Here is a 24165-nt window from a genome sequence, read left to right on the forward strand (position 1 = left end):
ATTCACCGTGTTGCTTCGTATCGCACTGCTCGCCACCCTGATCGCGGCCCTCGTCGCAACCGCTCCCACGGCCGCCGCGCAGGACCCCGCCACCACCGATATCACGATCACCCGCTCGGATGGCACCACCACGCCCGGCACCGTCCACGCGCCCGCGGGCGCCACGGGACGGCCGGGCGTCGTGCTGGTGCACGGCTCCGGCACCGCGCCCAGTCCCCAATACGCCCTGGCCGCCGATGCTTTCGCGCGTGCGGGCATCGTCGCGTTGCGCTATACCAAGCGAGCTGAGGACTACACGCCCGCCCACCGCGACTTCTCCCTGCTCGCCGAGGACGCGCTGTCGGGCATCGCCGCACTGCGGGGCCGGCCCGAGGTCGACCCCGCCCGGGTCGGGCTCTGGGGACTCTCCGAAGGCGGCTGGGTCGCGCCGCTGGCGGCCGCGCGCTCGGCCGACGTCGCGTTCCTGATCACCATCGGCGCCAATTCCGGCGCGCCCGCCGCCCAGCAGACCTGGGCCAACGAGACCAGATTCGCGGCGGCGGGCGTGCGCGGATCGATGATCGAGGTGCTGGCGCGCAACGGAATCCGCCAGCTCGCCGGGGCGGGTCAGTTCGCCCAGGCCGACTACGACCCGGTGCCGGTGCTGGAACGGATCCCGCAGCCGGTGCTCGCGATCTGGGGTGACAGGGACCGGCTGACCCCGCCCGGCGACAGCCTGCGCGACTTCCAGGCGGTCTTCGATCGGGTCGGCAAGGTGAACTACACGCTGCGCACACTGCCGAACGCCCAGCACGCCGCCTTCACGACGACCGATGGCTTCGACAAGGGCGCCGGCCTCGCGCCCGGCTACGCCGAGCTCATGGGTGACTGGGTGAACGGGTTGCCGGGATCGGCGCACGCGCAGGCGGATCGACCTGCGGCGCAAAGGCATTCGGTGACGCCGTTGCCGCCCCTGGCGTGGTGGGAGTCCACCGGGGTCCAGTTGGCACTGCTGCTCGGGACCGTTCTCGCGCTCGGCGGGTACGCGGTGACCGGCTTCGCCCGGAGCTGGCGACTGTCCCATGGCCTGCCAGGGCGAATCCTGGTGACGGCGGCGGGGATCGGGATGCTCGGCACGATCGCCCTGTTCGTGTTCGTTGCCTCGACCAAGGCGACGTCGTTCGGCCCGTTGCTGTTCGGGCGCACCCTGCCCTGGGTGGCGTTGCAGCTGGTCTCGGTGTGCGCGGTGGTGGCGCTCGGCGTCGTCGTGGCGCGGCGGCAACGCCTGCTCGACGGCGTCGGCACGGGCGGCCGGGTCCGCTGGGCGCTGCTGGTCTGCGGCGGTGCCGGATTCACGCTGTGGGCGGTGTACTGGGGACTGCTGCTGCCCTGAGGAACGCGAAAGGTCCCGACCTGCTGGTCGGGACCTTCCGGATCGGGGTTCAGGGGTTGAGATTCACGGTGTGCGTGTTGTGCAGATTCGAGCCGACGAACACCCGTCTCATGTTCACGATGTCCCACGTGGAGGTTCCGATCAGGAGGCAGGAGTCGAACCGGTCGAAGGGATTGACGTAGACCCGAGGGCCGTTCACGTCACCCCACCACGCGCCGTTGCCCGCTCTGGCGTAGTAGTACGCGGCGTCGGATTTCGTCCAGATCGCGGTCTTCGATTCGCCGGGATTCAGATTCCACCAGCCGTGCGTCGCCCAGCCGCCGTACTGGCCGGGGCAGGAATCCGGGTCCACCTGCATGACCGCGACGGAAACCACCAGGTGGTAGTTGTTGCGAAAGGCCAACCAAGGCATCGGACTACCCCTTCTGCTCGAGTGGTGGGGCCGGCAGACTCGCGGCCTCGTGGAACGGCGCGGCCACACTCGCACCCGCGCTCGCGGGCGTTTCCGGGCGCTCGGCCCGATGATCTTCCGAGGTGTACGCACCCACTTCGCGCACGGCCGGGGCCTGCGCCGCAGCGAGCTGCCCCGTTTGTGGTTCGGCGGTCATGAACTTCACCTTTCTTCTGATTCGGCTACGGCGAGACCGCTTTTCAGCCTCGCTGGACGGTCACCGACAACTCCCGTGGCGTCGCGCCGTGGAAGGGATCGCCGGTCATCAGCAGTACTGTCGAGTCGCCGGGCGTCAGCGCGGCGAGCACCACCACATCCGGCGGACCTTCGGGCGCGAGCACCCGTCCGTCCGGGAGCGGGGTCGCGTCCCGGTAGACGCCGAGCACCTCGACCGTCGCGCCCGAGATCGCCCGGGCTCCCGCGGCGGGCAACAGCGCGATGTCGCCGGGCGCGAGCTCCAACCGTGTCCCGATCGGACCAGCGCGCAGATCAACCAGCCGTGGCATGCGCCTGTGCGAGCGCGGATTCCACGCTGACGTCCTCGCCCTCGTCCCAGTCCGCGGTCTCGGTGAAGAACGGCCACAGCGTCGGGTAGATGGAACGGGCGAACACGCGATCGGCGGCATTGATGTCCAGGCCACCGCGAATCGGCTGCCCGTCGGTGGTGATCGTGCCGGGCAGCTGGTAGCACATGATCGAGTCCTGGTCGGCGTTCGGCGTGGCCATGATCGAGCGTTCGTCCAGCGGGGTCAGGACATTCGAGCGCGTCTGCTGCTCGCTCCACCCGTAGGTGTCACGGAAGTGCGCGATCGTCTTGGCGACGTCGAGCCTGCCGATCAGCGCGCGGCGCAGATGCTCGTGCGGGAAGCCGAGGGTGTGGCCGGTCTCGTGGCGCACGACCCGCTTGTACTCGCTCTCCGGCGTGGCCATCGTGAAGCCCTGCAGGTTCATCGTGGGGCGGTGCTGCGGGATCAGCAGGACGTCGGTGCCGAGATAGGACCAATAGCCCTGGCCGGAGCGGGAAATGCGCACCTGACCGGTGCCGTTCGTCAGCACGAAGGTGACGCCGATGCCCCAGGCGTTCATATGGGTGAGAATGCGCTGTTTCAGGTCGCTGGCCGTCGCCTCCATGAAGCTGACCGACAGGGTGCGGCGCTGCATGCCCCAGTACTTCGAGGTGAGCACCGCCAGTTCGGCGACCTGCGGCAGGCCGCCCTCGGTGGCCGCGCTCTGGGTGAGCGGCGCGTTCACCGGATTGAGCAGCGTGGCGACTTCGGCCGCCCGCTCCAGCAGGCGGGTCGGCAGCGCGGGGATCACGCAGCCGGGCTCCTCGACCGGGGCGGGTTCTTCGTGGTGACCGTTGCCGTGCGGCTCCTGGTCGGGGGGTGTACGCATCGGATCCTCCTCATCGAAACAACCGTGGGGTTGTGACTGTGGCACGGAGAATCGGTGCGGGTCCCGCGTAGTCGACTACTCGATCCGGGCTCGAAAAAGGCCCCCGACCTGGTGGTCGGGGGCCATTCTTCGAGTTTCTCCCGAGTCGAGCGCCGTTGACCGGCTCAGGAGAACCGACTCGGGTCAGCGGGCGGCGACGTTGCGGCGGGTGGCCCGAGAGTTGGTGGCCGACAGCATGATCTGACGCAGGATCGCGTCGAAGGCGGCGGTGTCCTCGATATTGCTGAGGTGCCCGTGCGGCAGCACGTGGAAATCGGCCAGGTGGCCGGTGCGGCGCAGGATGTCGACGATCGAGCGGGACATGCGCTGCGGGAGCAGCCGGTCCTGCGCGCCGGCCAGGACCGTGGTCGGCACGGTCAGGTTGGCGGTGCCTGCCGACAGGTCCATGTCGGCCATCGCGGCGGCGTGACGGCCACGCGCGAGCGGACGGCAGGAGCGGATGATGCCGACCGCGAAGTCGATCTCCTCGGCGGTGGCCTCGGGGGTGAGGATGCGGTAGCGGAACAGCTGCTCGGTGAACCAGCCGCCGGGGATCGGCAGCGGCGCGAACAGCAGCGACTCGCTGACCGGCTGCGGCATGCGCACCGGCGCGCCCAGGACGGTGACCGGGTACTCGGCGACGGTGAGCTGCTTGTTGAGCACCGGCAGCAGATCGGTTTCCCAGCGGATGTCGCCGTTGGCGGTATTGGCCAGCAGCACGGCGGCGGCGCGCTCGGACACCTGCTCGGGGTGATGCTTGGCCCAGGCCTGGATGGTGAGACCACCCATGCTGTGCCCGGCCAGAACCGCCTGCTCGCCCGGGCGCAGCGTCGCGTCCAGGACGGCGGCGAGGTCGCCGGCCAGGGTGTGCTCGCTGGGGGCGACGGTGCCGAGGGTGGACTCGCCGTGCCCGCGCTGGTCGTAGCTGACCACGCGGTACTCACCGGCGAAGGCGGTGATCTGCGGGTTCCAGTATTCGATGCTGCAGGCCCAGCCGTGGATGAGGACCAGGGTGGGCGCGGTCTCGGGGCCGTAGACGTGGACCCGGAGGTCGGCGCCGTCCGCGGTGGTCACCGGGACGACCTGGTGGGCCACGGTGGGGGCGTTGAGTTTCGCTGTCGCGAAGCTCCGGGTACGCAGCCCGGCACGGAACTGTGCGGTGAGTACGCCTACCGTCATCATCGACTTTGCAAGCATGTCGGCACTCCTTTGTGTCGTAGGCCACCGTACAGTGCGAGCTGGGGTGCTAGCTAGTGTTAGCGGGTCACAGTGTCCCATTTGTTGTGAACTGGGTCACCAGCCGCGCCGTCATTGTGAAATCGCCCGAGATCGCCGGAAAATTACAGCGTGGCAGCGCGATCCGGGCATGCTGGCGGCCCCGGGCGGGCGCGGCTACCGTAGGAGCGTGGACAGCACGCCCGTCATGGCCGATTTCTCCGGCGCCCCGCACCGGGAACCGGCACGCCCGGCCTGGCAGCGTTTCGCCCCGCCGCTGATCGCGGCCGGACTCGGCGTCGGCACGCTCGCGCTGCTGCATTTCCGCGATCCGCACGTCGAGGGTTCCTACGGGCTGTGCCCGGTGTACGCGCTGCTCGGGGTGTACTGCCCCGGGTGCGGCGGGATGCGGGCGATGCACAATCTCACCGACGGCCGGATCATCGATTCACTGCACAGCAATCTGCTGGTGTTGCCGCTGGTCGTCGCGTTCGCGGTGTTCGTCGTCGACTGGCTGTTGCGCGCCCGGCGCGGACAACGCTGGCGCGTACCCGGGCTGAGTCCGGTGCTGGTGTGGTCGTTCTTCGGTCTGCTCGCCGTCTATACCGTCCTGCGCAACACGCCGTGGGGAACCTGGCTCACCCCCGTTTGATACTGGTGCGCGCGCGGATCGGCGGGCAATCTGGAGGCATGCGCGATTCACTGAAGGATCGAGTCCGACAGAAGTTGATGCGTCAGCTCGCCGAGGACGGCCCCGACCCCGAACGCGACGACTCCCGCAGCATCTCGGTGGCCGACGATCTCGAGGCGCTGGAGATGGTGCCGTCCGACGATCCGCTCGTCGAGGAACTCGCGCAGCGTTACCTGGTCTTCTGATGCGCTTGGCCGCCCAGCGGCGGTAGCTGCGGCAGCGGTTTCGTGCCCAGCCAGACCGCGAACAGCGGACGCAGCGGCGACACGCTGTAATGGCCTGCCAGATCCACGAATTCCTCGGTGGTCACCGAGGCGTGGCGATAGCGCGCGGTCCATTCCCGGATGAGTTCGAAGAACAGGTGGTCGCGCAGTTCCAGCCGCAGCGCGTGCAGGGTGAGCGCGCCGCGCTTGTAGACCCGGTCGTCGAACATGTCCTTGGGGCCGGGATCGCCGACGATGATGTCCTGCGGCTGACGGGCCAGGTTCGCGCGCGCCGCCCTGGCCAGCTGGTCCGCGGTCGGGCCGCCCGCGGCCTCCGACCAGATCCACTCGGCGTAACAGGCGAAGCCCTCGTGCAGCCAGATGTCACGCCACTGCTTCAGTGTCAGGCTGTTGCCGAACCACTGGTGGGCCAGCTCGTGCGCGACCAGCCGCTCCGACCCGCGCTTGCCGTCGCAGTGATTGGCGCCGAACACCGAGATGCCCTGTGCCTCGATCGGGATGTCGAGCTCGTCGTCGGTGACGACCACGGTGTAGTTCTCGAACGGGTACGGGCCGAACTTCTCGGTGAACAGCGCCATCATCTCGGGCTGCCGGGCGAAGTCGTGGTCGAAGTTGGCGCGCAGCCGCTGCGGGATGACGGCCTGCATCGGCACCGGCTCCCCGGGCGCGCCGATCCGGTGCTTGCGGTAGGCGCCGATCTGGATGGTCGCCAGGTAGCTGGCCATCGGCTCGGGCGCCTCGTACACCCAGGTGGTCTGGCTGGCCTTGGCCTGCTTGCGGACCAGGGTGCCGTTGGCGAGGGCGTAGAACGGGCTGTCGGTGGTGATCGAGATCCGGTAGGACGCTTTGGAACTCGGGTGGTCGTCACACGGGAACCAGGAGGCGGCGCCGTTGGGCTGACTGGCCACCAGCGCGCCCTCGGTGAGTTCCTCCCAGCCGACCTCGCCCCACGGCCCGCGTACCGGTCGGGGCGTGCCCGCGTACTGGACGGTGATCTCCAGGACGCCGCCCGCCGGGATCTTCTGCTGCGGGGTGAGCGCCAGCTTGCCCTGCTGATGACTGAACTTCGCGGCCTTGGCCCCGTTGACGAACACCTTCGACACCGTCAGCGCCTGCGACAGATCGAGGGTGAACCAGGGCCGCACCGCGGTGGTGACCGCGATGATCACCGCGCGCCCGGTCAGTCGATTGCTGGCGGGCCGGTAGCCGAGCTCTAGTTCGTACCTGGACACGCGGTAGCCGCGATTGCCGTTCTGCGGCAGGTAGGCGTCGATCGGTTCCTCGTAGAACTTGCTCCGCATCAGGCGGCTCCGCGCTGCCTCGACTCCGACGTCGAGGCGGTACCGGTCCACGGCGAGATGGGGTTGCCCCACCAGCGGGTCGACGGCGGGACCACGTCGCCGCGCATCACCAGGGACGCCGGTCCGATGGTGGCGCCCGCGCCGATGTGGGCGGCGGGCAGGGCGACGCAGTGCGGGCCGAGAGTGGCGCCCGCGTCCAGTGTCACCGTGTCCATGGACATGATGCGGTCGTGGAACAGATGGGTCTGCACCACACAGCCGCGTTCCACGGTCGCGCCGTCACCGAGTGTCACGAGGTCTGCCTCCGGAAGCCAATAGGACTCGCACCATACCCCGCGGCCGATCTTGGCACCGAGTCCGCGAAGCCACAGATTCATCACGGGAGTACCCGTGGCGGCGCGGGCGAACCAGGGTGCGGCGACGGTCTCGACGAAGGCGTCGGAGACCTCGTTGCGCCACACGAACGAACTCCACAGCGGATGCTCCACGGCCCGAATCCGCCCGACCAGCAACCACTTCGCGGCCACCGCGATGGCACCGGCCACCGCGCCGGCGGCCATCAGGACCAGGCCGGACAGCAGCGCCGCGACCAGGTAGTCGGAATGCTGGGCGATCAGGGCCAGCACGAACAGCACGCCGAGGCCGATGGCGAAGGTCACCATCACCGGGATCAAGCGGCAGGTCTCGACGATCGCCCTGGCCACCTTCAGCCGCAGCGGCGGATCGAAAGTGCGTGAGGTGTCGCTGGATTCGGCGGCCCGGCGTAGTCGCACCGGCGGGCTGCCCAGCCACGACGAGCCTGCCTTGGCCTTGCTCGGCGCGGCCGAGAGCACCGCCACCAGGCCGTTCTTGGGCACCCGCCGACCGACCGCGGTCATGCCGGAGTTGCCGAGGAAGGCGCGCTTGCCGACCTTGGCCTCGCCGATGCGCAGCCAGCCGCCGCCGAGTTCGTAGCTGGCGATCATGGTGTCGTCGGCCAGGAAGGCGCCGTCGGCGACCACGGTGAACTTGGGCAGCAGCAGCACCGTCGACGCCTCGACGTTCTTGCCGATCCGCGCGCCGAGCAGGCGCAACCACAGCGGGGTCAGCAGGCTGGCGTAGAGCGGGAACAGGAAGGTGCGGGCCGAATCGAGCAGGCGTTCGGTGGCCCACACCTGCCACCCGGTCCGGCTGCGCACCGGGTGGTAGCCCTCGCGCAGGCCGATGCCGAGCAGGCGCACGGCGATCACGGTCGCGGCGGCGTAGACGGCGAGGCTGAGCAGGGTGGCCACCGGCAGGATGGCGAAACCGCGCAGCGCGGCGGCGCCGATGGTGGTCTCCTCGCGGACCCACCAGGCGATGAAGGTGCCGCCGACGGCCAGGCCGAGCACGGGCATCGCGGCCAGCGCCATCGAGGACAGGCCGAAGACGATCAGCCAGTGCCTGGCGCGTTCGGGGGAGTGATCGGGCCAGCGGCGTGGTGCCTTGCCCGCCTTCGTCGCGGGCGAGCCCGCCCATTCCTGTTCGGCCTTGACCTTGCCCGATACCGCGGAGCCGGGGGCGATCTCGGCCTTCTTGCCGATCTTGGTGCCGGGCAGCAGGATCGAGCGCGCGCCGATCACCGCGCCGTCCCCGATGGTGATGCCGCCGATGTGCACGACGTCGCCGTCGACCCAGTAGCCGGACAGATCCACCTCGGGTTCGACGCTGGCGCCGTCGCCCAGTTCGAGCATGCCGGTGACCGGCGGCAGGGTGTGCAGGTCGACGCCCTTGCCGATCTTGGCGCCCAGTGCCCGCGCGAACGGCACCATCAGCGGTGCGCCGGACAGGCTTTCGGCGCCACTGGCCTCCGACAGGCGTACGGCCGCCCACAGGCGCAGATGCACCCAGGAGCCGCGCGGATAGGTGCCGGGGCGCAGGCCTGCCAGCAGCACGCGCGCGCCTGCCACGCACAGCGTCATCCGGCCCAGCGGCGAGATGAACAGCACGAATGCCAGCACGATCCACCACCAGGACAGCCGCGGCAGCCACGGCAGCGAGGCGGACCAGCCCGCGATCGCCGACACCGCGGCCAGCCAGGTGACCCACTGCAAGCCGGTGAGGGTGGTCAGCGGGAGGGTGGCCAGCACCTGGGTGATCTGCGCGCGCAACGGCGTCGGCGCGACGACGCGTACGTCGACGGCCGCCACCGGCGCGCTCCCGTCGAGCAGTTCGACGAGCGAGCCCAGGCGCGGATGGTCGTAGAGATCGGCGACGGTGACGTGCGGATACCGCTCGCGCAACGCGCCGACCAGCTGGGCCGCCGCCAGCGAGCCGCCGCCCAGGTCGAAGAAGTCGGCGTCGAGATCGGCGGCCTCGGCGCCGAGGATGGCGTCCCACAGCCCGGCCACCCAGGCCGCCGTGCCCGCGAGACCGGACGGGGCCGGTTCCTCGGTGCTCGGCAGCGGCCAGGGCAGCGCGTCGCGGTCGACCTTGCCCGAGGTGCGGGTCGGCAGGTCGGGCACGACCGCGAGGCGGGGCACCAGCGGGGCCGGAAGCTGTTCGGCCAGAATCTCTCTGGCCTTCTTGACGTCGAAGTCGGGGCCGGCGCCGGTGAGGTAGCCGACCAGGATCTTGTTGCCCGCCTTGGTGGTCCGGATGGCGGCGGCAGCGCCGCTGACCCCGGGCAGATGCTGGAGGGCGTTGTCGATCTCGCCCAGCTCGATGCGGCGGCCGCCGATCTTGATCTGGTCGTCGGCCCGGCCGAGGAAGATCAGACCCTGGTGATCGTTGCGAACCAGATCGCCACTGCGATAGGCGCGTTCCCAGCCCAGCGAAGGCAGCGGGGCGTACTTCTCGGCGTCCTTGGCCGGGTCCAGGTAGCGGGCCAGGCCGACGCCGCCGATGACGAGTTCGCCGGTCTCGCCCTCGGGCACGGGATTGCCCTGCGGGTCGACGACCGTCAGGTCCCAGCCGTCCAGCGGCAGCCCGATGCGGATCGGCATGCCGCCGTCGAGCAGCGCGGCGCAGGCGACGACCGTGGCCTCGGTGGGGCCGTAGGTGTTCCACACCTCGCGATCGGCGCCGCCGGCGAGCCGTTCGGCCAGCTCCGGCGGGACGGCCTCGCCGCCGAAGATCAGCAGGCGCACCGAGTCCAGCGCCTCGGCGGGCCAGGTGGCGGCCAGCGTCGGCACGGTGGAGACGATGCTGATCTCGCGGCGCATCAGCCACGGGCCCAGGTCGGCGCCGGTGCGGACCAGGTCGCGCGGGGCGGGGACCAGGCAGGCGCCGTGGCGCCAGGCCAGCCACATCTCCTCGCAGGAGGCGTCGAAGGCGACCGACAGCCCGGCCAGCACCCGGTCGCCGGGGCCGATCGGGGCGCGCTGCAGGAACAGTCGGGCCTCGGCGTCGACGAAGGCGGCGGCATTGCGGTGGGTGACCGCGACGCCCTTCGGGGTGCCGGTCGAGCCGGAGGTGAAGATGATCCAGGCGTCGTCGGCGGGAGTCGGCAGGGTGTTCCAGTCCGAGGCGGGCGTGCGGCCCGCGGCGGCGGTGGCCGACTCGATGCCCGCGGCCGTGGCCAGCGCGCTCACCCTGGCCTCGCCGAAGACCAGCCGGGCCCGCTCCTCCGGGTCGTCGGCGTCGACGGGAACGTAGGCGGCGCCGCAGTAGAGGACGGCCAGGATCGTGACGTACAGCGCGGCGCTGCCCGAGGGCATCCGCACGCCGACCCGGTCGCCGGGGCGCACCCCCGCGGCGGTCAGCTCGGTCATCCTGGCCTCGATCGCGGCGATCAGCTCCATGTAGCTGAGCACGACGGTGCCGTCGTCGATCGCCGGTGCGTCGGGGTGGGCCAGGGCGGTGCTGGTCAGGATGTCTACCAGGGTGCGCGGCGGCGCGGCCAGATCGGCGCGCAGGAGTGGATCACGCAACCGGCTCGCCGGGTCCTCAGTGCGTGGCTCGAGCATGGCGCTCAGTCCACCTCTCATCGGTCGACCCCCATCGGTGGTGTTTGTTGTTTCACGGGCGGGTTACCGGAGGGCAAACGGGATGGTCACCAGATGCCAACGGTACTCGGAGAAGGTGTGGCCGGACGGCAGCGCGAGGCGTGCCGCCGGCGCCGATCACGACGGCGAATCCGGTGATTCGCCGAGCGCGGTCAGCGTCAGCCGGTGCAGGGTGCGCTGTTCCTCGGGATCGAGCCGCTCCAGCACGCGTGCGGTGGCGTCGGCGATGAGGCGGTCGGTGCGCTTGCACTGCTTGCGCCCGGCGTCGGTGATCCGCAGCCGGTATTTGCGGCGGTCCTTGCCGTCGCGGGTGCGTTCGACCAGGCCGGCGCGTTCCAGCGCGTCGATCAGCCGGACGACTTCGCTGCGGTCGATGCCGAGGGCGTCGCCGACCTTCTTCTGCGTCAGGTCGGCGTTCTCCTCGATGAAGGTGAGCACCCAGTGATCGCGCAGCGGGACGTCGATCTCGGCGTGCAGTGCCTTGGTGAGCCGTCCGAGCGCGTACACCGGATAGCGCGGCAGGCCGCGGACGGGGTTCGAGTTCGTGGACATGATCGGCAACCCTAACAGATAGTGGGGGAACTCAATCATTTGAGTCATCCATCATGGATGAGGCAGATTGTTGGGCGATTCGCGGGCGGGCGGCAATCCGGCGGCAATCGGGTCTCGGCCGGGATGTCCGATTCCTTTGTGGCCGTGAGGATTACCTTTCGGGTGTCGGAACCGGTCACGGCGCGGGTCGGTGGGGTGGGTCGTCGCCGTCGCGAGCGCGGCGGGTGCCACCGGTTCCGACGGGCCGATCGTGGGTGGTTGACAGCTCGCCGGATCGTCTGCCACTCTCGAAACAGGTCACGAGTACCAGCGACAAGCCCCGGCTAGCTGGTCGGCAACCCTCCTCCGCGGTGGGGTGCTCCGGGTGACGACCAGGCCGCCGTCCGCAGTGGGCGCGGCAAGCGCGGACTCGCAGCACCCTTTTCGGGAACGAGTCCCTGAGCCGACGGGATTTCGTCATGACCGCAGTAATCGACCCCACCTGTGCCCTGGCCACCGTCTCCGGTGCGGACCTGCGGGTTCCGCTCGTGCAGGGCGGGACCAAGGACTACGCCAACTTCGACTACGCCGCGAGCGCACCGGCCTTGCAGCAGGTCACCGACCGGATTTCCAAGCTGCTGCCGTACTACGCCAGCGTGCATCGCGGCGCCGGATACGCCTCGCGGATCTCCACCGAGTGCTACGAGGCGTCCCGTGGCGCGGTCGCCCGGTTCCTCGACGCCGCCGACGACCAGGTCGTCGTGTTCACCCGCAACACCACCGATTCGCTGAACCTGCTGGCCGGCTGCGTGCCCGGCGAGACCGTGGTGCTCGATATCGAGCACCACGCGAACTTCCTGCCGTGGACCGCGCACGGGCGCCGGGTCGTGCGGGCCGCCGATACCGTCGAGGAGACGATTCGCCGGGTCGTCGCCGAATTGTGCAGCAAGCCCGCCGCTTTGCTCGCGGTGACCGGCGCCTCCAACGTCACCGGTGAGGTGCTGCCGCTGGAGCGGCTGGCGACCATCGCCCACCTGTGCGGCGCGCGGATTCTCGTCGATGCGGCGCAGCTGGCGCCGCATCGCCGGATCTCCCTGCGCGAGACCGGCGTCGACTACCTCGCCTTCTCCGGGCACAAGCTGTACGCGCCGTTCGGCGCCGGTGTGCTGGTCGGTCGGCGGGACTGGCTCGACGCCGGCGAGCCGCACCTGGCCGGTGGTGGCGCGGTGCGCGAAGTCGGTGTGGCGCAGGTCGACTGGGCCGCGGCGCCGCAGCGGCACGAGGCCGGTTCGCCGAATGTGCTCGGCGCGGCCGCCATCGCCGCCGCCTGCGACGCGCTCGCCGCGATCGATCCGGAGGAGCTCGTCGCCCACGAGCGGTTCCTGGCCGACCGGTTGCGCGACGGGCTGGGTGCGATCCCGGGCGTCGAGCTGGTCCGCATCTGGTCCGACAGCCCGGACTGTGTCGGCATCGTCGCCTTCACCGTGGCCGGCTATGCCCCCGGTGAGGTCGCCGCCTATCTCTCCGCTGAACACGCCATCGGTGTCCGCGACGGCCGCTTCTGCGCCCACCCCCTCCTCGCGGCCCTCGGCCTCGACGCCGCCCTGCGCGCCAGCATCGGCCTCGGCACCACAGCCGACGACGTGGACCGCTTGATCACCGCCGTCGCCACCCTCGTCGAATCCGGCCCCACCTGGACCTACGCCGCCACCGACGGCCTCTGGAACCCCACTCCCGAAACCCGCCCCCTCTCCGGCGACGCCCTCACCGGCGCCGCCCCCTGCCTCATCGGCTGAGCCGCCACGGTGCGGTCGGACGTGCGTGTCCGGCCGCACCGCTCTGTCCCCATCGGGAATGTGCCCCGGTGATCCCTGCAAGAACTGCGCTGCCGCGCGCGCCGCGGGCGCGGCGCCGCTCCACCGTGGCGAGCCCGGCTACAGATCCGGCTTGGACGCCGACGGTGACGGTATCGCTTGCGACAGGGGCTGACCTGCCGATCGGCGCCCCGGCTCGCGCAGCGGCGCTGTCAGGTGTCGAGGGCGGTGGGGCGGTGGTATCTGCCGTTGTAGTAGAGGAGGGGGGCGGCGGACGGGGATTCCCTGGTGTCGTCGTGGACTCGGGTGACCAGGCCTACGGCGAGGGTGTGGTCGCCGATGTCGATGAGTTGGTGGAGGGTGGCGCGGAGCCAGATGGGGGTGCCGTGCAGGACCGGTTCGCCGGTGTCGAGGGTGGTCCACAGGGAGCGGTCGGTGAAGCGGTCGGCGGCGGTACGGGAGAAACGGTGGGCCAGGTGGTGCTGGTGTTCGCCGAGGAAGTGGATGACGACCGAGTCGGCCGCGCGCAGGGCCTCGATGCTCGAGGACGTGTGGGCGATGTTGAACGACACCAGCGGCGGTTCCAGCGACAGTGAGGCGAAGGACGTCGCCGTGAAGCCGACGGGGCCCGAGTCCGCTCCGATCGTCACCACGGTGACGCCGGCCGGATAGTGCCGCATCGAGGCCCGATACTGCTCAGCCGTGATCCCGCTCAGATCATCGGGGACGACCAGTTCGGCCGGAATACGTCGCGCATCACCCACCGCCCCAAACTACGCCTGCGGCGCGACCGCACCCATCGCCCGGTCGTCGCGCTGTGCGCCGATCGCGCCGGCCTTGTCTTCGGTGAGCACGCGGAACGCGAACACGACCTGCCACAACCCGATGAACAGGGTGGGCAGCCGTTCATAGAGCCCGGCGGAGGAATCCGCACCCGCCACGGTGCTTTCGAACGCAACGAAGAACGCGCCGACTGCCACCAGCGACAGCACGCCGGTGGCGACCGAGAAGGCTGCCCAGCCGCGGAAGGGGCGACCCGCGGCGGCGAACGCGGCTACCGGGAACGCCAGGAAAACCACCAGCGCGCCCATGCTGTGCACCGTGCCGATCGCGGTGACGGCGTCGGACTCACCGGCGGGGAATCCGAGCGCAGGGTCGGTGGGGGCAACGCCGATCAGGACCAGCCCCGCTCCCGCGACGAGCAGCGACACATATCCCGAAGTCCGGATGGCCGCCGAACGCCGGAGCGCCTCGGCGAAGCACAGGGTCAGCACGCCGTAGACGACGAAGTTCGCGATTTGTATCCAGCCGTGCCGGCCAAGGCTGAGCGTGCTGATGGTGTCGTGCGAGGAGTCGTAGTCCGGCTGCACCGCACCGTTGACGAGATAGGTCAGGACGAAGAGAACGGGACCGGTCGCACCCGCCGCCACCATGGCATGCGTACAACGTATACTCATGTGTACAACGTACACGGATTGTGCGTACGTAGTACACACGAGAGAGAATCAGGCGTGACATTCCTCTGGGAACGGCTTGCGCAGGCCACCGGCGCACCGGGTAAGGCTCTGTCCGCTCAGCGCATCGCCGCGACGGCGGTGGCCGTTGCCGACGCCGACGGACTCGACGCGATCACCATGCGCCGCCTCGCCGCCGAGCTGGGCGTCGCGCCCATGGCCGCCTACCGCCACGTGGCGAACAAGGACGAGGTGCTGGAACTGATGGTCGACCTCGTCTACGGCGAGATCGACCTGTCCGCCGGGATCGACTGGCGCACGACCCTGCGCGAGATGGCACTGGCTGTCCGCGCTCTGATCCTGCGCCACCCGTGGCTCACCCGCCTGTCGGCCCCGCAGCTGGTCTACGAGCTGACACCGCATCGCATGGCGCTGACGGAACTGGCTCTCGCCGCACTCCACGACGACCTCGGCCTCGACCTCGATACCGCGATGGCGGCCTGTCGCACCGTCTCCATGTATGTCCAGGGCGCGACCAGCGCCGAAATCGGTCTGCGCGACCTCATGGACGATCGCGGCTGGACCACCGGCGCGGATGCCCGCGCGGGTCTCGCCACACACCTGCGGTGGCTTCTCGACACCGGCCGCTATCCGACCTTCCAGCGTTACGCCCAGGCGGCGGACCGCAAAGACGACCTGCGATGGCAGTTCGAAACCGGTCTCGATCAGGTCCTCGACGGAATCGGCTGCGCCGCACACTGAATCGCCCGAACCGATTCACCGGCGTGGCAAAGCGCCTCGGACTCAGTCGACCTCGATCGGCAGCCCGGCGGTGATCCGGACGAGTTCGCGGAAGTTGGTGCGGAACACCGTGTTCGGATGTCCACCCGCGGCCCACACCTCGGTGTGCTCGGCCAGGGCGGTGTCGACCCAGGTGGGCAGATTGGTGGGATGGCCGACGGGGGCGGTGCCGTCGATCGGCTGGCCGGTGACGCGCTCGACCAGGGCGGTGGGCGCCGGGGTGAGCCTGCCCTCCAGGCGTTTGCCGGTCCGCGTCAGATCGACCTGATGGTGGTCGGCGACCAGCAACAGGACGGGGTCGTCGTCGAGCAGGAAGACCTGCGAGGTGGTGATCGCGGTGGGCGGGGCGCCCAGAGCGCGGGCGGCATCGGCCGCGGTGGCAGCGGGCGTCTCGGGCGAAACGATGACGCCGTGATGCCCGCGGGCGATGAGCGTATCGGCGACGCGGCATGCGACCGCCGGTAGAGACGACCTGCGCATGAAATCCAGAGTAGGACGATTGCGGGAAATATGCCGGGGGAGCGGGATTTTGGGGTTCATCCCAGGGGCTGCGCACATCCCTGGCGGCGCGCCAATAGACTCGGTCCATGACTGAATGGCAGGCCTTCACCGTCGAGATCGCCGACCACGTTGCCCAGGTCACACTGACCGGGCCGGGTAAGGGCAACGCGATGGGACCCGATTTCTGGCGTGAGCTGCCGGAGATCTTCCGCGAGCTCGACGCCGACCCGCAGGTGCGGGCCGTGGTGCTCACCGGCGCGGGCAAGCACTTCTCCTTCGGGCTCGACCTGGCGGCGATGGGCGGCATGCTCGCCCCGGTGCTGGCCGACGATGCCAAGGCCGCGCCGCGCACCGAGTTCCTCAAGGTCGTGCGCGGTATGCAGGACTCGGTGACCGCGGTCGCCGAGTGCACCAAGCCGGTGATCGCGGCCGTGTCCGGCTGGTGCATCGGTGGTGGCCTCGACCTGATCGCGGCCGCCGACATCCGGCTGGCCAGCGAGGACGCCAAGTTCAGCCTGCGGGAGGCGAAGGTCGCGATCGTCGCCGACATCGGCTCGCTGCAGCGTCTGCCCGGCATCATCGGCGAGGGCAACCTGCGCGAGCTCGCGTACACCGCCAAGGACATCGACGCCGCGCGCGCCGAGCGGATCGGCCTGGTCAACGAGGTGTTCGCCGATCAGGAGGCCGTCGTCGCGGCCGCGCACGCGATGGCCCGCGAGATCGCCGACAACCCGCCGCTGGTGGTGCAGGGCATCAAGGACGTGCTCGAGCATCGGACCGCTCCGGCGGTGGCCGACGGCCTGCGCTACGTGTCGACCTGGAACGCGGCGTTCCTGCCGTCCAAGGACCTCACCGAGGCGATCACGGCGGTGTTCCAGAAGCGCGCGCCGGAGTTCAAGGGCGAGTAAAGGCAGTACAAACGGTTGCCCCGGCGACCGTTCTGTCTACATACTTGCATCACACAACTAATTGATTGATGCAAGTAAAGGTGAACTGAAGTGGTGGACAACGAGCCCGCGATCGACGCGATCGCGGTCCAGCTCGTCCGGCTGCACCGGCTGCGGGACCGGACGCTGGCCCAGATCAAGGACCGCTCCGGCATCGACCCGGCGGGCTTCGTCGTGCTGTTCCGGCTGGTCTGTGACGGGCCGATGCGCTCGGGCGCGCTGGCCGAGGCGGTGCACTCGGACGCGTCGACGGTGAGCAGGCAGGTGGCCCAGCTGGTCGACCGGGAACTGGTGCGACGCGTCGCCGACCCCGACGACGGCCGCGCCACCGTGCTGGAGGTGACCGACCAGGGCCGGGAGGTCGCCGAGCGGATTCGAACCCGGCGCCGCGAGTCGGTCGCCGTCGTCACCGAGGACTGGTCGCCCGAGGATCGCGCGACCTTCGCCGCGCTGCTGACGCGCTTCGTCGACGACTACGACGTGGCCCGCCCGACCCTGCTGACCCGCTCGACCGCGCTCAGCGCTACCGCGATGGAGAACGATTCGTGACGACAACCGCGGCCCCGGTGGAATCACCTGCCGGCTTCACCCACCGCCAGATCCTGACCATCCTGTCCGGCCTCATGCTCGGCATGCTGCTGGCCTCGCTCGATCAGACGATCGTGTCGACCTCGATCCGCACCATCGCCGACGACCTGCACGGCTACTCACTGCAGGCCTGGGCGACGACGGCCTACCTGATCACCGCGACGATCAGCACCCCGCTCTACGGCAAGCTCTCGGACATGTTCGGCCGTAAGCCGTTCTTCCTCACCGCGATCGGACTGTTCGTCATCGGCTCGCTGCTGTGTACGTTCGCCACGTCGATGTACCAGCTGGCGGCCTTCCGCGCGTTCCAGGGTCTGGGTGCCGGCGGGTTGATGTCGCTGGCGCTGGCCATCATGGGCGACATCATCAGCCCCCGCGAACGTGCCCGCTACCAGGGCTACTTCCTGGCCGTGTTCGGTATCTCGAGCGTGCTCGGGCCGGTGCTCGGCGGTCTGCTGGCCGGGCAGGACACCATTCTCGGCGTCACCGGCTGGCGCTGGGTGTTCCTGGTGAACGTGCCGCTGGGCCTGCTCGCGCTGGTCGTGGTGACCCGGGTGCTGCAACTGCCGCGCAAGCCGCACGCCACCCACCGCATCGACTTCGGCGGCGCGCTGGTGCTCGCGATCGGACTGGTCCCGCTGCTGATCGTGGCCGAGCAGGGCCGCGAATGGGGTTGGGGCAGTACCGCGTCGGTGGTCTGCTATCTGATCGGCGCCGCGGGCGTCCTCGGGTTCGTCGCGGTCGAGAAGGTCATGGGCGATGCGGCGATGATCCCGTTGCGCATCTTCACCAACACCACGTTCGCGCTCGGCGTGGTGATCTCGTTCGTGGTCGGCGCCGCCATGTTCGGCGGCATGCTGCTGCTGCCGCAGTACCTGCAGGTCGTGCGGGGCGCGGGACCCACCGAGGCGGGTCTGCAGATGCTGCCGATGGTGCTCGGCCTGATGACCGGTTCGATCGTGTCGGGTCGGCTGATCTCGAAAACCGGCCGCTACCGGGCCTTCCCGGTGATCGGCGCGACGGTGCTGACCCTCGGCCTGTTCCTGCTGCACCTGCTCGACGCCGACAGCCCGCTGTGGCTGGCGATGATCTTCATGGCGCTGGCCGGCTTCGGTCTCGGCAACCTGCTCCAGCCGATGACGCTGGCGCTGCAGAACGCGTTGCCGCCCGAGGACATGGGCGTGTCCACCGCCTCGGCCACGTTCTTCCGGCAGATCGGCGGCACGCTCGGCGCCGCAGTCTTCCTGTCGATCCTGTTCTCGCTGCTCACCCCGAACATCACCGAGCGGATGCAGCAGGCGGCCACCGATCCGGCCTACCAGCAGGCCGTGATCGCGGGTGCGCAGAGCGGCAACCCGGCCGATGCCGCGCTGGCCAAGGGCCTGCTGGCGCACGACACCTCGGCGGCGGGCCAGGTGCTCGAGGACAGCTCGATCGTCCAGCAGCTGAATCCGGTGCTGGCCAAGCCGTTCCAGGTGGGCTTCGCCGATTCGATGTCGACGGTGTTCCTGGTGGCGACCGGGGTCGCGCTGCTGGCGCTGCTGCTGGTGCTGTTCTGGAAGGAGGCCCCGCTGCGGATGCAGGGCGGCATCCAAGCCGCCGGTGACACCAAGGCCGCCGACGGCGCGGGCGCGCTGGTCGACACGGCGGCGCAGTCCAGTGCCGCGGACGCCGACCACAGCGCCGACGACGCGGGCGGCCGGGTGCGGGCCGCGGCGCCCCCGGCATGATCGAGGGATGAATCGAACCGACAGCGGCGCGGCGGCGCGGCGGGTACGCCTGCTGCCCGCCGCTGTCGGCTATCTGCTGATCGGCGGGGCGACCGGGCTCGCCGCGCTGTTCGCGCTGGCCGCGCTGGCCGTCGTCGCCGCCATGAGCCTGATCGGGATCGGGATCCCGGCGCTGCCGGAGGCGGTGAGATTGATCCGCCCCCTGCTCACCCTGGAACGGCGCAGGGCGGGGCACCGCCTCGGCACCCCGATCACCTCGGCCTACCGGCCGCTGACCGGTGACCTGCGCGAACAGCTCGCGACCCTGGCCGCCGACCCGGCGAACCGCCGCGACCTCGCCTGGCTGGTGCTGCACGGCGTGATCGGGCTACCGCTGGCCGCGCTGGCGGTGGCCCTGCCGTTGAGCGCGGTGCAGCATCTGGTGCTCCCCCTGCTCTGGTGGGCGGGGGTGGACGGGTTGCCCGGCAGCAACGGGCTGGTCGTCGTTTCCTGGCCCACGGCGGCCCTGAGCGTGCTGATCGGTCTGGTGTTCGGCGCCCTCGCCCTGCGCTCGCCCGAGGCGGCGACGGCGCAGGCGAAGCTCGCGCGAGCGCTGCTGGCGCCGGACGAGCACGCCCTGCTGGCCGACCGGGTCGCCGAACTCACCGCGACCAGGGCCGCCGCCCTCGACGCGCACGGCGCCGAACTGCGCCGCATCGAACGCGACCTGCACGACGGCGCCCAGGCCAGGATCGCGGCGGTGATCATGCAGCTCGGGCTCGCCGAGCAATTGCGCGGGCGCGACCCCGACGCGGCGGACCGGATGGTGCGCACCGCCCAGGACACCGCGTCGGCGGCGCTGGCCGAACTGCGGGACGTGGTCCGCAGCGTCTACCCGCCGGTGCTCTCCGATCGCGGCCTGGCCAGTGCCGTCTCCGCGCTGGCCGCGCGCAGCCCGATCCCGTGTGTGGTGGAGCTGAACGGGATCACGCGACGGCCGATGGCGGTGGAGGCGGCGGCCTACTTCGTCATCGCCGAGGCCGTCACCAACGCCACCAAGCACTCGGGGGCCGCGACGCTGTCGATCGAACTGGGCGGACCGCCGCAACTGCTGATCGTGGCGATCCGCGACGACGGCGTCGGCGGGGCGACGGTGACCGAGGGCGGTGGCCTGGCCGGCATCCGGCGCAGGGCCGAGGCCCTCGACGGCCGGATGACGCTGACCAGCCCCGCCGGTGGGCCTACGCTGGTGCGCGTGGAGTTGCCGTGCGGGTCGTGATCGCCGAGGACGACGCCCTCCTGCGAGAAGGCCTGGTCCTGCTGTTGAAGACCGCCGGGATCGAGGTGGTCGCCGCCGTCGACAATGCCGACGATTTCCTCGCCGTGGTCACCGCCGACCGCCCGGACGCGGTGGTGGTCGACGTGCGGCTCCCGCCGACCTTCACCGACGACGGCCTGCGCGCCGCCGTGCGGGCCAGGACCGTGCACCCCGGGCTGCCGGTGCTCGTCCTGTCGGCCTATGTCGAGGACAGCTACGCCGCCGAACTGCTCGGCGACGGCGCGGGCGGGGTGGGCTATCTGCTCAAGGAGCGGGTCGGCAAGGTCGACCGGTTCCTGGATTCGCTGCACCGGGTCGCCGCCGGCGGCACCGCGATGGACCCGGAGGTGATCGCGCAGCTGCTGGTGCGTCGCCGCGTCGACGATCCGCTGTCGACGCTGACGGCCAGGGAACGGGAAGTACTCGCGCTGATGGCGGAGGGCCAGGACAACTCCGCCATCGCCGCCGGACTCGTCGTCACCGAAGGCGCTGTGCTCAAACACATTCGCAGCATCTTCGCCAAGCTCGGCCTGGCCGCCGACGAGTCCGGCCACCGGCGGGTGCTCGCGGTGCTCGCCTATCTCAACGCTCGTCCCGGTCGGCCGTGAACGCGCGTCACCGCACCGCGCCGGACCCGGGCCGCTCCGACGGCGACCCGGCCTCGTCGCGGCAGGTCAGGTCGGTGCCGGGCAGAGTCCCGTCGAGCAGGTAGGTGTTGACGGCAGCGCTGACACAGCCGTTCGGGTAGTTGCCGTAGATCCAGTGGATCGGCACGTCCGGCAGGGTCACCAGCCGTGAGCCGCGCAGTGCCCGGTGCATGACCTGAGCGCCCGCGAAGGTGGTGCGCGTATCGCCGGTGGACTGCACGATCAGACTCGGCACAGCGTTGTCGATCACCGTGGTCGGCTCGACCGGCGGCGCCCAGAACGCGCACGGCGTGATGTTGTTCGCGAACGCGCCGAACAGTGGCTGCTCGGCCCGGCTCGCCTCGATATTGCGCCGGTACCAGTCTGGATCGCGCGGCACTTCCGCGTCGCCGCAGAGCACGGCGGTGGCCGTGGAGAGGTCGCGCGGCTGGGCCGTCAGCATGAACGACAGCGAGGCGGCCAGCCCCGGTTCCGGGGTCACCGTGACGCCGTCGGCGGCGTCGGCGAGCTGACGCAGTTGTGCGGCCAGCAGCGGATACTTGCGTGGATCGTCGAGTTCGGCGAACAGCAGCGTCGGCAGGCTGTGCTGGTCGACGGTGAATTCGCCGATCCGGATCGGCCGCTCCTTCGCCCGGCGCACCATCGCCTGCACCGACTCGCGCACGGCGGAACGATCTGTGCCGAAACGGTATTCGCCGTCGCGCGCCGCGGTCCAGTCCGCCCACAGGTCGAAGGCGGCCTCGTTGACCGGACCCATGGCGCGCAGCATTTCCGACGCGCCGTAGTGCTCGGGGTCGACGGCGCTGTCGAGGACGAAGCGGTCGGCGCGGTCGGGGAAGAGCTGAGAGAACACCGCGCCGAGGTAGGTGCCGTAGGAGGCGCCGAAATAGCTGATCCGGTCCTCGCCGAGCACCGAGCGGATGAGGTCCATGTCGCGCGCGGTATTGCGGGTGGTGATGTGGCGCAGGCGGGGACCCTCGTTCGCCGCGCACTGGGCGGCCAGCCCAGCCTGGCGGGCGGTGCTCGTGGCGAAGTCGCCCGCGTCGAGTCCGGCGGACTGGATCCAGAACCCCTCCTGCCAGCGGCAATTCACCGCGGCGGAGCGGCCGATGCCGCGCGGGTCCATGCCGATCAGGTCGTAGCGGGCACGGACCTCGGGTGTCATCCCGGCGCTCAGGTCGATCGGGTAGCCCAGGCCGGGGCCACCCGGGCCGCCCGGGTTGGACAGCAGCACGCCGTGGCGGCGCGCCGGATCGGTGGCGGGCAGGCGGGAGATGGCCACGGTCATCGTCTCGCCCCCCGGCGCCGAATAGTCCACCGGCACGGTGACATCGGCGCACTGCGCGCCCGCCGGGTCGAGGCGGGGGTCCTCGCAGGATCGCCAGGACAGCGTCTGCCGGCGGAAGGAGTCGAGCGGGTCGGCCGAAGCCGGTGCGGCGGTGAGTAATCCGAGAACGGTGGCGGCGGTGAGCGCGGCCGTCGTCAGGCGCTTCATGCCGCGCACACGATCGCGTCGAAGGCCTGGTCGACGAGTTTCGCCTGTTCCTCGCTGCCGGGCAGCTGGTTCACCATGAGGGCGACCGCGACGCCGTCGGCGGTCGTGCCGGTGTGGGTTCCGAAGCCGGGGATGCTGCCACCGTGCCCGCTCACCTGTTCCCCGCAGGACGCGGTGCGCTGGATCAGGCCCAAACCGTAACCGGCCGTGGGCATCCGATCGAAGGGCACGGTGCGGCGCATCTCGTCGAGCTGGGCGGGAGCCAGCAGCTTGCCGTTCAGCAGGGCGGCGAAGAAGCGATTGAGGTCGGCGCCGGTCGAGATCATATCGCCCGCGGTGTCGGCCCAGGAGGGATCGAGTTCGGTGAAATCGACTCGAGTGCCGTCGATGTCCTGATAGCCGCGCGAGTGCGGGGAGCGCAGGCCGGTGTCGCCGGACGCGGGCGTGTAGGTGTCGCGCAAGCCGAGCGGTTCGATGATCCTGGTCGCGATCTCGGCGGCCGCCGGACGGCCGGTGACCTGCTCGATCAGCATGCCGAGGAGCACATAGTTGGTGTTGGTGTACACGGCGCGGGCACCCGGCTCGTACTGCGGCGGCATCGTCATCGCGATGCGCACCAGGTCGGCGGGGCTGTGATGCTGTCGCCGCGCGGCTTCGGTAGCGATGTCGAGCTGCGGGGAGCCGGGGTCGGTGGGCTTGCTGGGATCGCCGCTGGCCAGATACTCGGGCAGGCCGCTGGTGTGCTGGAGCAGCTGACGCACGGTGACGCGATCCCCGTCGTTGCCGTTGCCGTGCACGACCCCGGGCAGATAGCGCTCGACGGGCGCGTCCAGCTCGACCTTGCCCTCGGCGACCAGCTGCAGCAGCACGGTCGCGACGAAGCTCTTGGTATTGCTGCCGATCCGGACGAAGGCTCCGTCGGGAATCGGCGCGCCGGAGGCGATGTCGCCGACGCCCGCGGTGACGGTACGTTCGCCCGCCGGGGTGGTGATCACGGCCTGGGCGCCGGGGAAGCCCGCCCGCACCAGTGTTTCGAGGGCCTGTCGCACCTCGGGCCCCGGCGCCGTCGGCGGCGCGCTCTCGCCACCACACGCGGGCACGGCGAGCAGCGCGACGGCGCACGCTCCCGCGGCGACGATGCGGCGGGACCTGCTGCGAAATAGGGTCATGAGCTGCGCTTTCCTCCTGCTGAGACGGTGCCTGCCTGACTGTTTCGAGCGTAGGAAGACCAGCCCGCCGCGCCCATGCCGCGCGCGCCCGAATCCGAGGTGGTGCCAGCACTACCAACCCAGGGGTGGGGAAGGTGAAACGCCCATGGTGGGGGCGGAAGTCCCCCTAGGGGTGGCTGTTTCGGCGGCTGCGCGCCCATAACGTTCATCTCGTCGAAAACGAACGCAGAGGAGCGAACGACATGCGCATCAAAACCACCATCGCCGCCGGACTGCTGGCTGCCGCGACCGTCGCCGGGGTGTCGACGGTCGCCGCGGGCAACGCCGCCGCCGGCCCGTACGGCACCTACTACGGCACCTACGCCACCCTCGCCGCCTGTCGCGCCGACGGCGAGTCGTCCTACACCGGCGGCTACTACTGGGAGTGCACCGAGAACTGGGACGGCTGGGACCTCTACATCTGGTACTGAGCTACCTGATCGTCCGACCCAGGGGCATCCGGCGACGCCGGGTGCCCCTTCTCGGTGTTCGGCTAGAT

25 protein-coding genes and 1 riboswitch are annotated in these 24165 nt (G+C 70.4%); of the genes, 12 read left to right on the top strand and 13 right to left on the bottom strand.

The window, feature by feature from the left end; all coding sequences use genetic code 11:
- Positions 1 to 7 precede the first annotated feature (7 nt).
- Positions 8 to 1372: a S9 family peptidase gene (locus ATM97_RS25380; RefSeq protein ID WP_218720704.1), complete on the top strand. Its 1365-nt coding sequence runs from the start codon at positions 8 to 10 to the stop codon at positions 1370 to 1372.
- Positions 1373 to 1421: 49 nt separating this feature from the next.
- On the opposite strand, the gene ATM97_RS25385 is transcribed toward ATM97_RS25380, so the two are convergent.
- The 5 genes from ATM97_RS25385 to ATM97_RS25405 all read right to left on the bottom strand — a co-directional run bounded on the left by ATM97_RS25385 (position 1422) and on the right by ATM97_RS25405 (position 4454).
- Complete coding sequence (locus tag ATM97_RS25385; RefSeq protein ID WP_218720705.1) at positions 1422 to 1784, bottom strand: DUF1036 domain-containing protein; 363 nt, start codon at positions 1782 to 1784, stop codon at positions 1422 to 1424.
- Positions 1785 to 1788: 4 nt separating this feature from the next.
- Positions 1789 to 1980, bottom strand: a complete 192-nt coding sequence (locus ATM97_RS25390) for a hypothetical protein (protein ID WP_218720706.1) — start codon at positions 1978 to 1980, stop codon at positions 1789 to 1791.
- 43 nt (positions 1981 to 2023) lie between these two features.
- Positions 2024 to 2329, bottom strand: coding sequence for a hypothetical protein (locus tag ATM97_RS25395; RefSeq protein ID WP_218720707.1), 306 nt, complete (start codon positions 2327 to 2329; stop codon positions 2024 to 2026).
- On the bottom strand, positions 2313 to 3218 hold the full coding sequence (locus ATM97_RS25400) for a peptidase M12 (RefSeq protein WP_218720708.1): 906 nt from the start codon (positions 3216 to 3218) through the stop codon (positions 2313 to 2315). Before ATM97_RS25400 ends, ATM97_RS25395 begins: the two co-directional genes overlap by 17 nt.
- A gap of 183 nt (positions 3219 to 3401) precedes the next feature.
- Complete coding sequence (locus ATM97_RS25405; protein WP_218720709.1) at positions 3402 to 4454, bottom strand: alpha/beta fold hydrolase; 1053 nt, start codon at positions 4452 to 4454, stop codon at positions 3402 to 3404.
- A gap of 208 nt (positions 4455 to 4662) precedes the next feature.
- Between ATM97_RS25405 and ATM97_RS25410 the strand changes: the two genes are divergently transcribed.
- On the top strand, positions 4663 to 5124 hold the full coding sequence (locus ATM97_RS25410; RefSeq protein WP_218720710.1) for a DUF2752 domain-containing protein: 462 nt from the start codon (positions 4663 to 4665) through the stop codon (positions 5122 to 5124).
- 38 nt (positions 5125 to 5162) lie between these two features.
- Positions 5163 to 5348 carry a hypothetical protein gene (locus ATM97_RS25415; protein ID WP_218720711.1) on the top strand — a complete coding sequence of 62 codons (186 nt, stop codon included), beginning with the start codon at positions 5163 to 5165 and terminating at the stop codon, positions 5346 to 5348.
- Here ATM97_RS25415 and ATM97_RS25420 read toward each other — a convergent pair.
- The 3 genes from ATM97_RS25420 to ATM97_RS25430 all read right to left on the bottom strand — a co-directional run bounded on the left by ATM97_RS25420 (position 5333) and on the right by ATM97_RS25430 (position 11205).
- Positions 5333 to 6688, bottom strand: coding sequence for a M1 family metallopeptidase (locus ATM97_RS25420; RefSeq protein WP_218720712.1), 1356 nt, complete (start codon positions 6686 to 6688; stop codon positions 5333 to 5335). The genes ATM97_RS25415 and ATM97_RS25420 overlap by 16 nt on opposite strands.
- Positions 6688 to 10614, bottom strand: coding sequence for a Pls/PosA family non-ribosomal peptide synthetase (locus ATM97_RS25425; protein ID WP_218720747.1), 3927 nt, complete (start codon positions 10612 to 10614; stop codon positions 6688 to 6690). Before ATM97_RS25425 ends, ATM97_RS25420 begins: the two co-directional genes overlap by 1 nt.
- A gap of 156 nt (positions 10615 to 10770) precedes the next feature.
- Entirely contained in the window at positions 10771 to 11205 is a 435-nt protein-coding gene (locus tag ATM97_RS25430) for a MarR family winged helix-turn-helix transcriptional regulator (protein ID WP_218720713.1), read from the bottom strand.
- A 295-nt stretch (positions 11206 to 11500) separates the two neighbouring features.
- A riboswitch (SAM riboswitch) is annotated at positions 11501 to 11615 on the top strand.
- Positions 11616 to 11663: 48 nt separating this feature from the next.
- Here ATM97_RS25430 and ATM97_RS25435 point away from each other — a divergent pair.
- Positions 11664 to 12980, top strand: a complete 1317-nt coding sequence (locus ATM97_RS25435; protein ID WP_218720714.1) for an aminotransferase class V-fold PLP-dependent enzyme — start codon at positions 11664 to 11666, stop codon at positions 12978 to 12980.
- 58 nt (positions 12981 to 13038) lie between these two features.
- A complete protein-coding gene (locus ATM97_RS25440) occupies positions 13039 to 13173 on the top strand; it encodes an excalibur calcium-binding domain-containing protein (RefSeq protein WP_255588383.1) in 135 nt (44 codons plus the stop codon).
- 37 nt (positions 13174 to 13210) lie between these two features.
- Here the strand turns inward: ATM97_RS25440 and ATM97_RS25445 are convergent, their stop codons facing one another.
- On the bottom strand, positions 13211 to 13678 hold the full coding sequence (locus ATM97_RS25445) for a flavin reductase family protein (protein WP_255588399.1): 468 nt from the start codon (positions 13676 to 13678) through the stop codon (positions 13211 to 13213).
- A 93-nt stretch (positions 13679 to 13771) separates the two neighbouring features.
- The gene (locus tag ATM97_RS25450; RefSeq protein WP_218720716.1) at positions 13772 to 14470 is read right to left on the bottom strand and encodes a DUF998 domain-containing protein; all 699 of its coding nucleotides are present in this window, start codon (positions 14468 to 14470) and stop codon (positions 13772 to 13774) included.
- A gap of 39 nt (positions 14471 to 14509) precedes the next feature.
- On the opposite strand from ATM97_RS25450, the gene ATM97_RS25455 reads away from it, so the two are divergent.
- Positions 14510 to 15214, top strand: a complete 705-nt coding sequence (locus ATM97_RS25455) for a TetR/AcrR family transcriptional regulator (RefSeq protein ID WP_218720717.1) — start codon at positions 14510 to 14512, stop codon at positions 15212 to 15214.
- Positions 15215 to 15256: 42 nt separating this feature from the next.
- Here ATM97_RS25455 and ATM97_RS25460 read toward each other — a convergent pair whose 3' ends face one another.
- Positions 15257 to 15733, bottom strand: coding sequence for a YbaK/EbsC family protein (locus tag ATM97_RS25460; protein ID WP_218720718.1), 477 nt, complete (start codon positions 15731 to 15733; stop codon positions 15257 to 15259).
- A 107-nt stretch (positions 15734 to 15840) separates the two neighbouring features.
- On the opposite strand from ATM97_RS25460, the gene ATM97_RS25465 reads away from it, so the two are divergent.
- The 5 genes from ATM97_RS25465 to ATM97_RS25485 all read left to right on the top strand — a co-directional run bounded on the left by ATM97_RS25465 (position 15841) and on the right by ATM97_RS25485 (position 20924).
- A complete protein-coding gene (locus ATM97_RS25465; protein ID WP_218720719.1) occupies positions 15841 to 16662 on the top strand; it encodes a crotonase/enoyl-CoA hydratase family protein in 822 nt (273 codons plus the stop codon).
- A 90-nt stretch (positions 16663 to 16752) separates the two neighbouring features.
- Positions 16753 to 17250 (top strand): MarR family winged helix-turn-helix transcriptional regulator, encoded by a 498-nt coding sequence (locus ATM97_RS25470; RefSeq protein ID WP_218720720.1) that lies wholly within the window; start codon positions 16753 to 16755, stop codon positions 17248 to 17250.
- On the top strand, positions 17247 to 19019 hold the full coding sequence (locus tag ATM97_RS25475; protein WP_218720721.1) for an MDR family MFS transporter: 1773 nt from the start codon (positions 17247 to 17249) through the stop codon (positions 19017 to 19019). The genes ATM97_RS25470 and ATM97_RS25475 overlap by 4 nt, the downstream gene beginning before the upstream one ends.
- A 7-nt stretch (positions 19020 to 19026) precedes the next feature.
- Positions 19027 to 20277, top strand: a complete 1251-nt coding sequence (locus ATM97_RS25480) for a sensor histidine kinase (protein ID WP_218720722.1) — start codon at positions 19027 to 19029, stop codon at positions 20275 to 20277.
- Positions 20265 to 20924, top strand: a complete 660-nt coding sequence (locus ATM97_RS25485; RefSeq protein ID WP_218720723.1) for a response regulator transcription factor — start codon at positions 20265 to 20267, stop codon at positions 20922 to 20924. The genes ATM97_RS25480 and ATM97_RS25485 overlap by 13 nt, the downstream gene beginning before the upstream one ends.
- Positions 20925 to 20931: 7 nt before the next feature.
- Here the strand turns inward: ATM97_RS25485 and ATM97_RS25490 are convergent, their stop codons facing one another.
- Both ATM97_RS25490 and ATM97_RS25495 read right to left on the bottom strand, forming a co-directional pair.
- Positions 20932 to 22458 carry an alpha/beta hydrolase gene (locus tag ATM97_RS25490; protein ID WP_255588387.1) on the bottom strand — a complete coding sequence of 509 codons (1527 nt, stop codon included), beginning with the start codon at positions 22456 to 22458 and terminating at the stop codon, positions 20932 to 20934.
- Entirely contained in the window at positions 22455 to 23627 is a 1173-nt protein-coding gene (locus ATM97_RS25495) for a serine hydrolase (RefSeq protein ID WP_218720725.1), read from the bottom strand. Before ATM97_RS25495 ends, ATM97_RS25490 begins: the two co-directional genes overlap by 4 nt.
- 242 nt (positions 23628 to 23869) lie before the next feature.
- Here ATM97_RS25495 and ATM97_RS25500 point away from each other — a divergent pair, with 242 nt between their 5' ends.
- Complete coding sequence (locus tag ATM97_RS25500) at positions 23870 to 24097, top strand: hypothetical protein (RefSeq protein WP_218720726.1); 228 nt, start codon at positions 23870 to 23872, stop codon at positions 24095 to 24097.
- Positions 24098 to 24165 lie beyond the last annotated feature (68 nt).

It is taken from the genome of Nocardia sp. MH4 (assembly GCF_019266065.1).
GTDB classification, from domain to species: domain Bacteria; phylum Actinomycetota; class Actinomycetes; order Mycobacteriales; family Mycobacteriaceae; genus Nocardia; species Nocardia canadensis.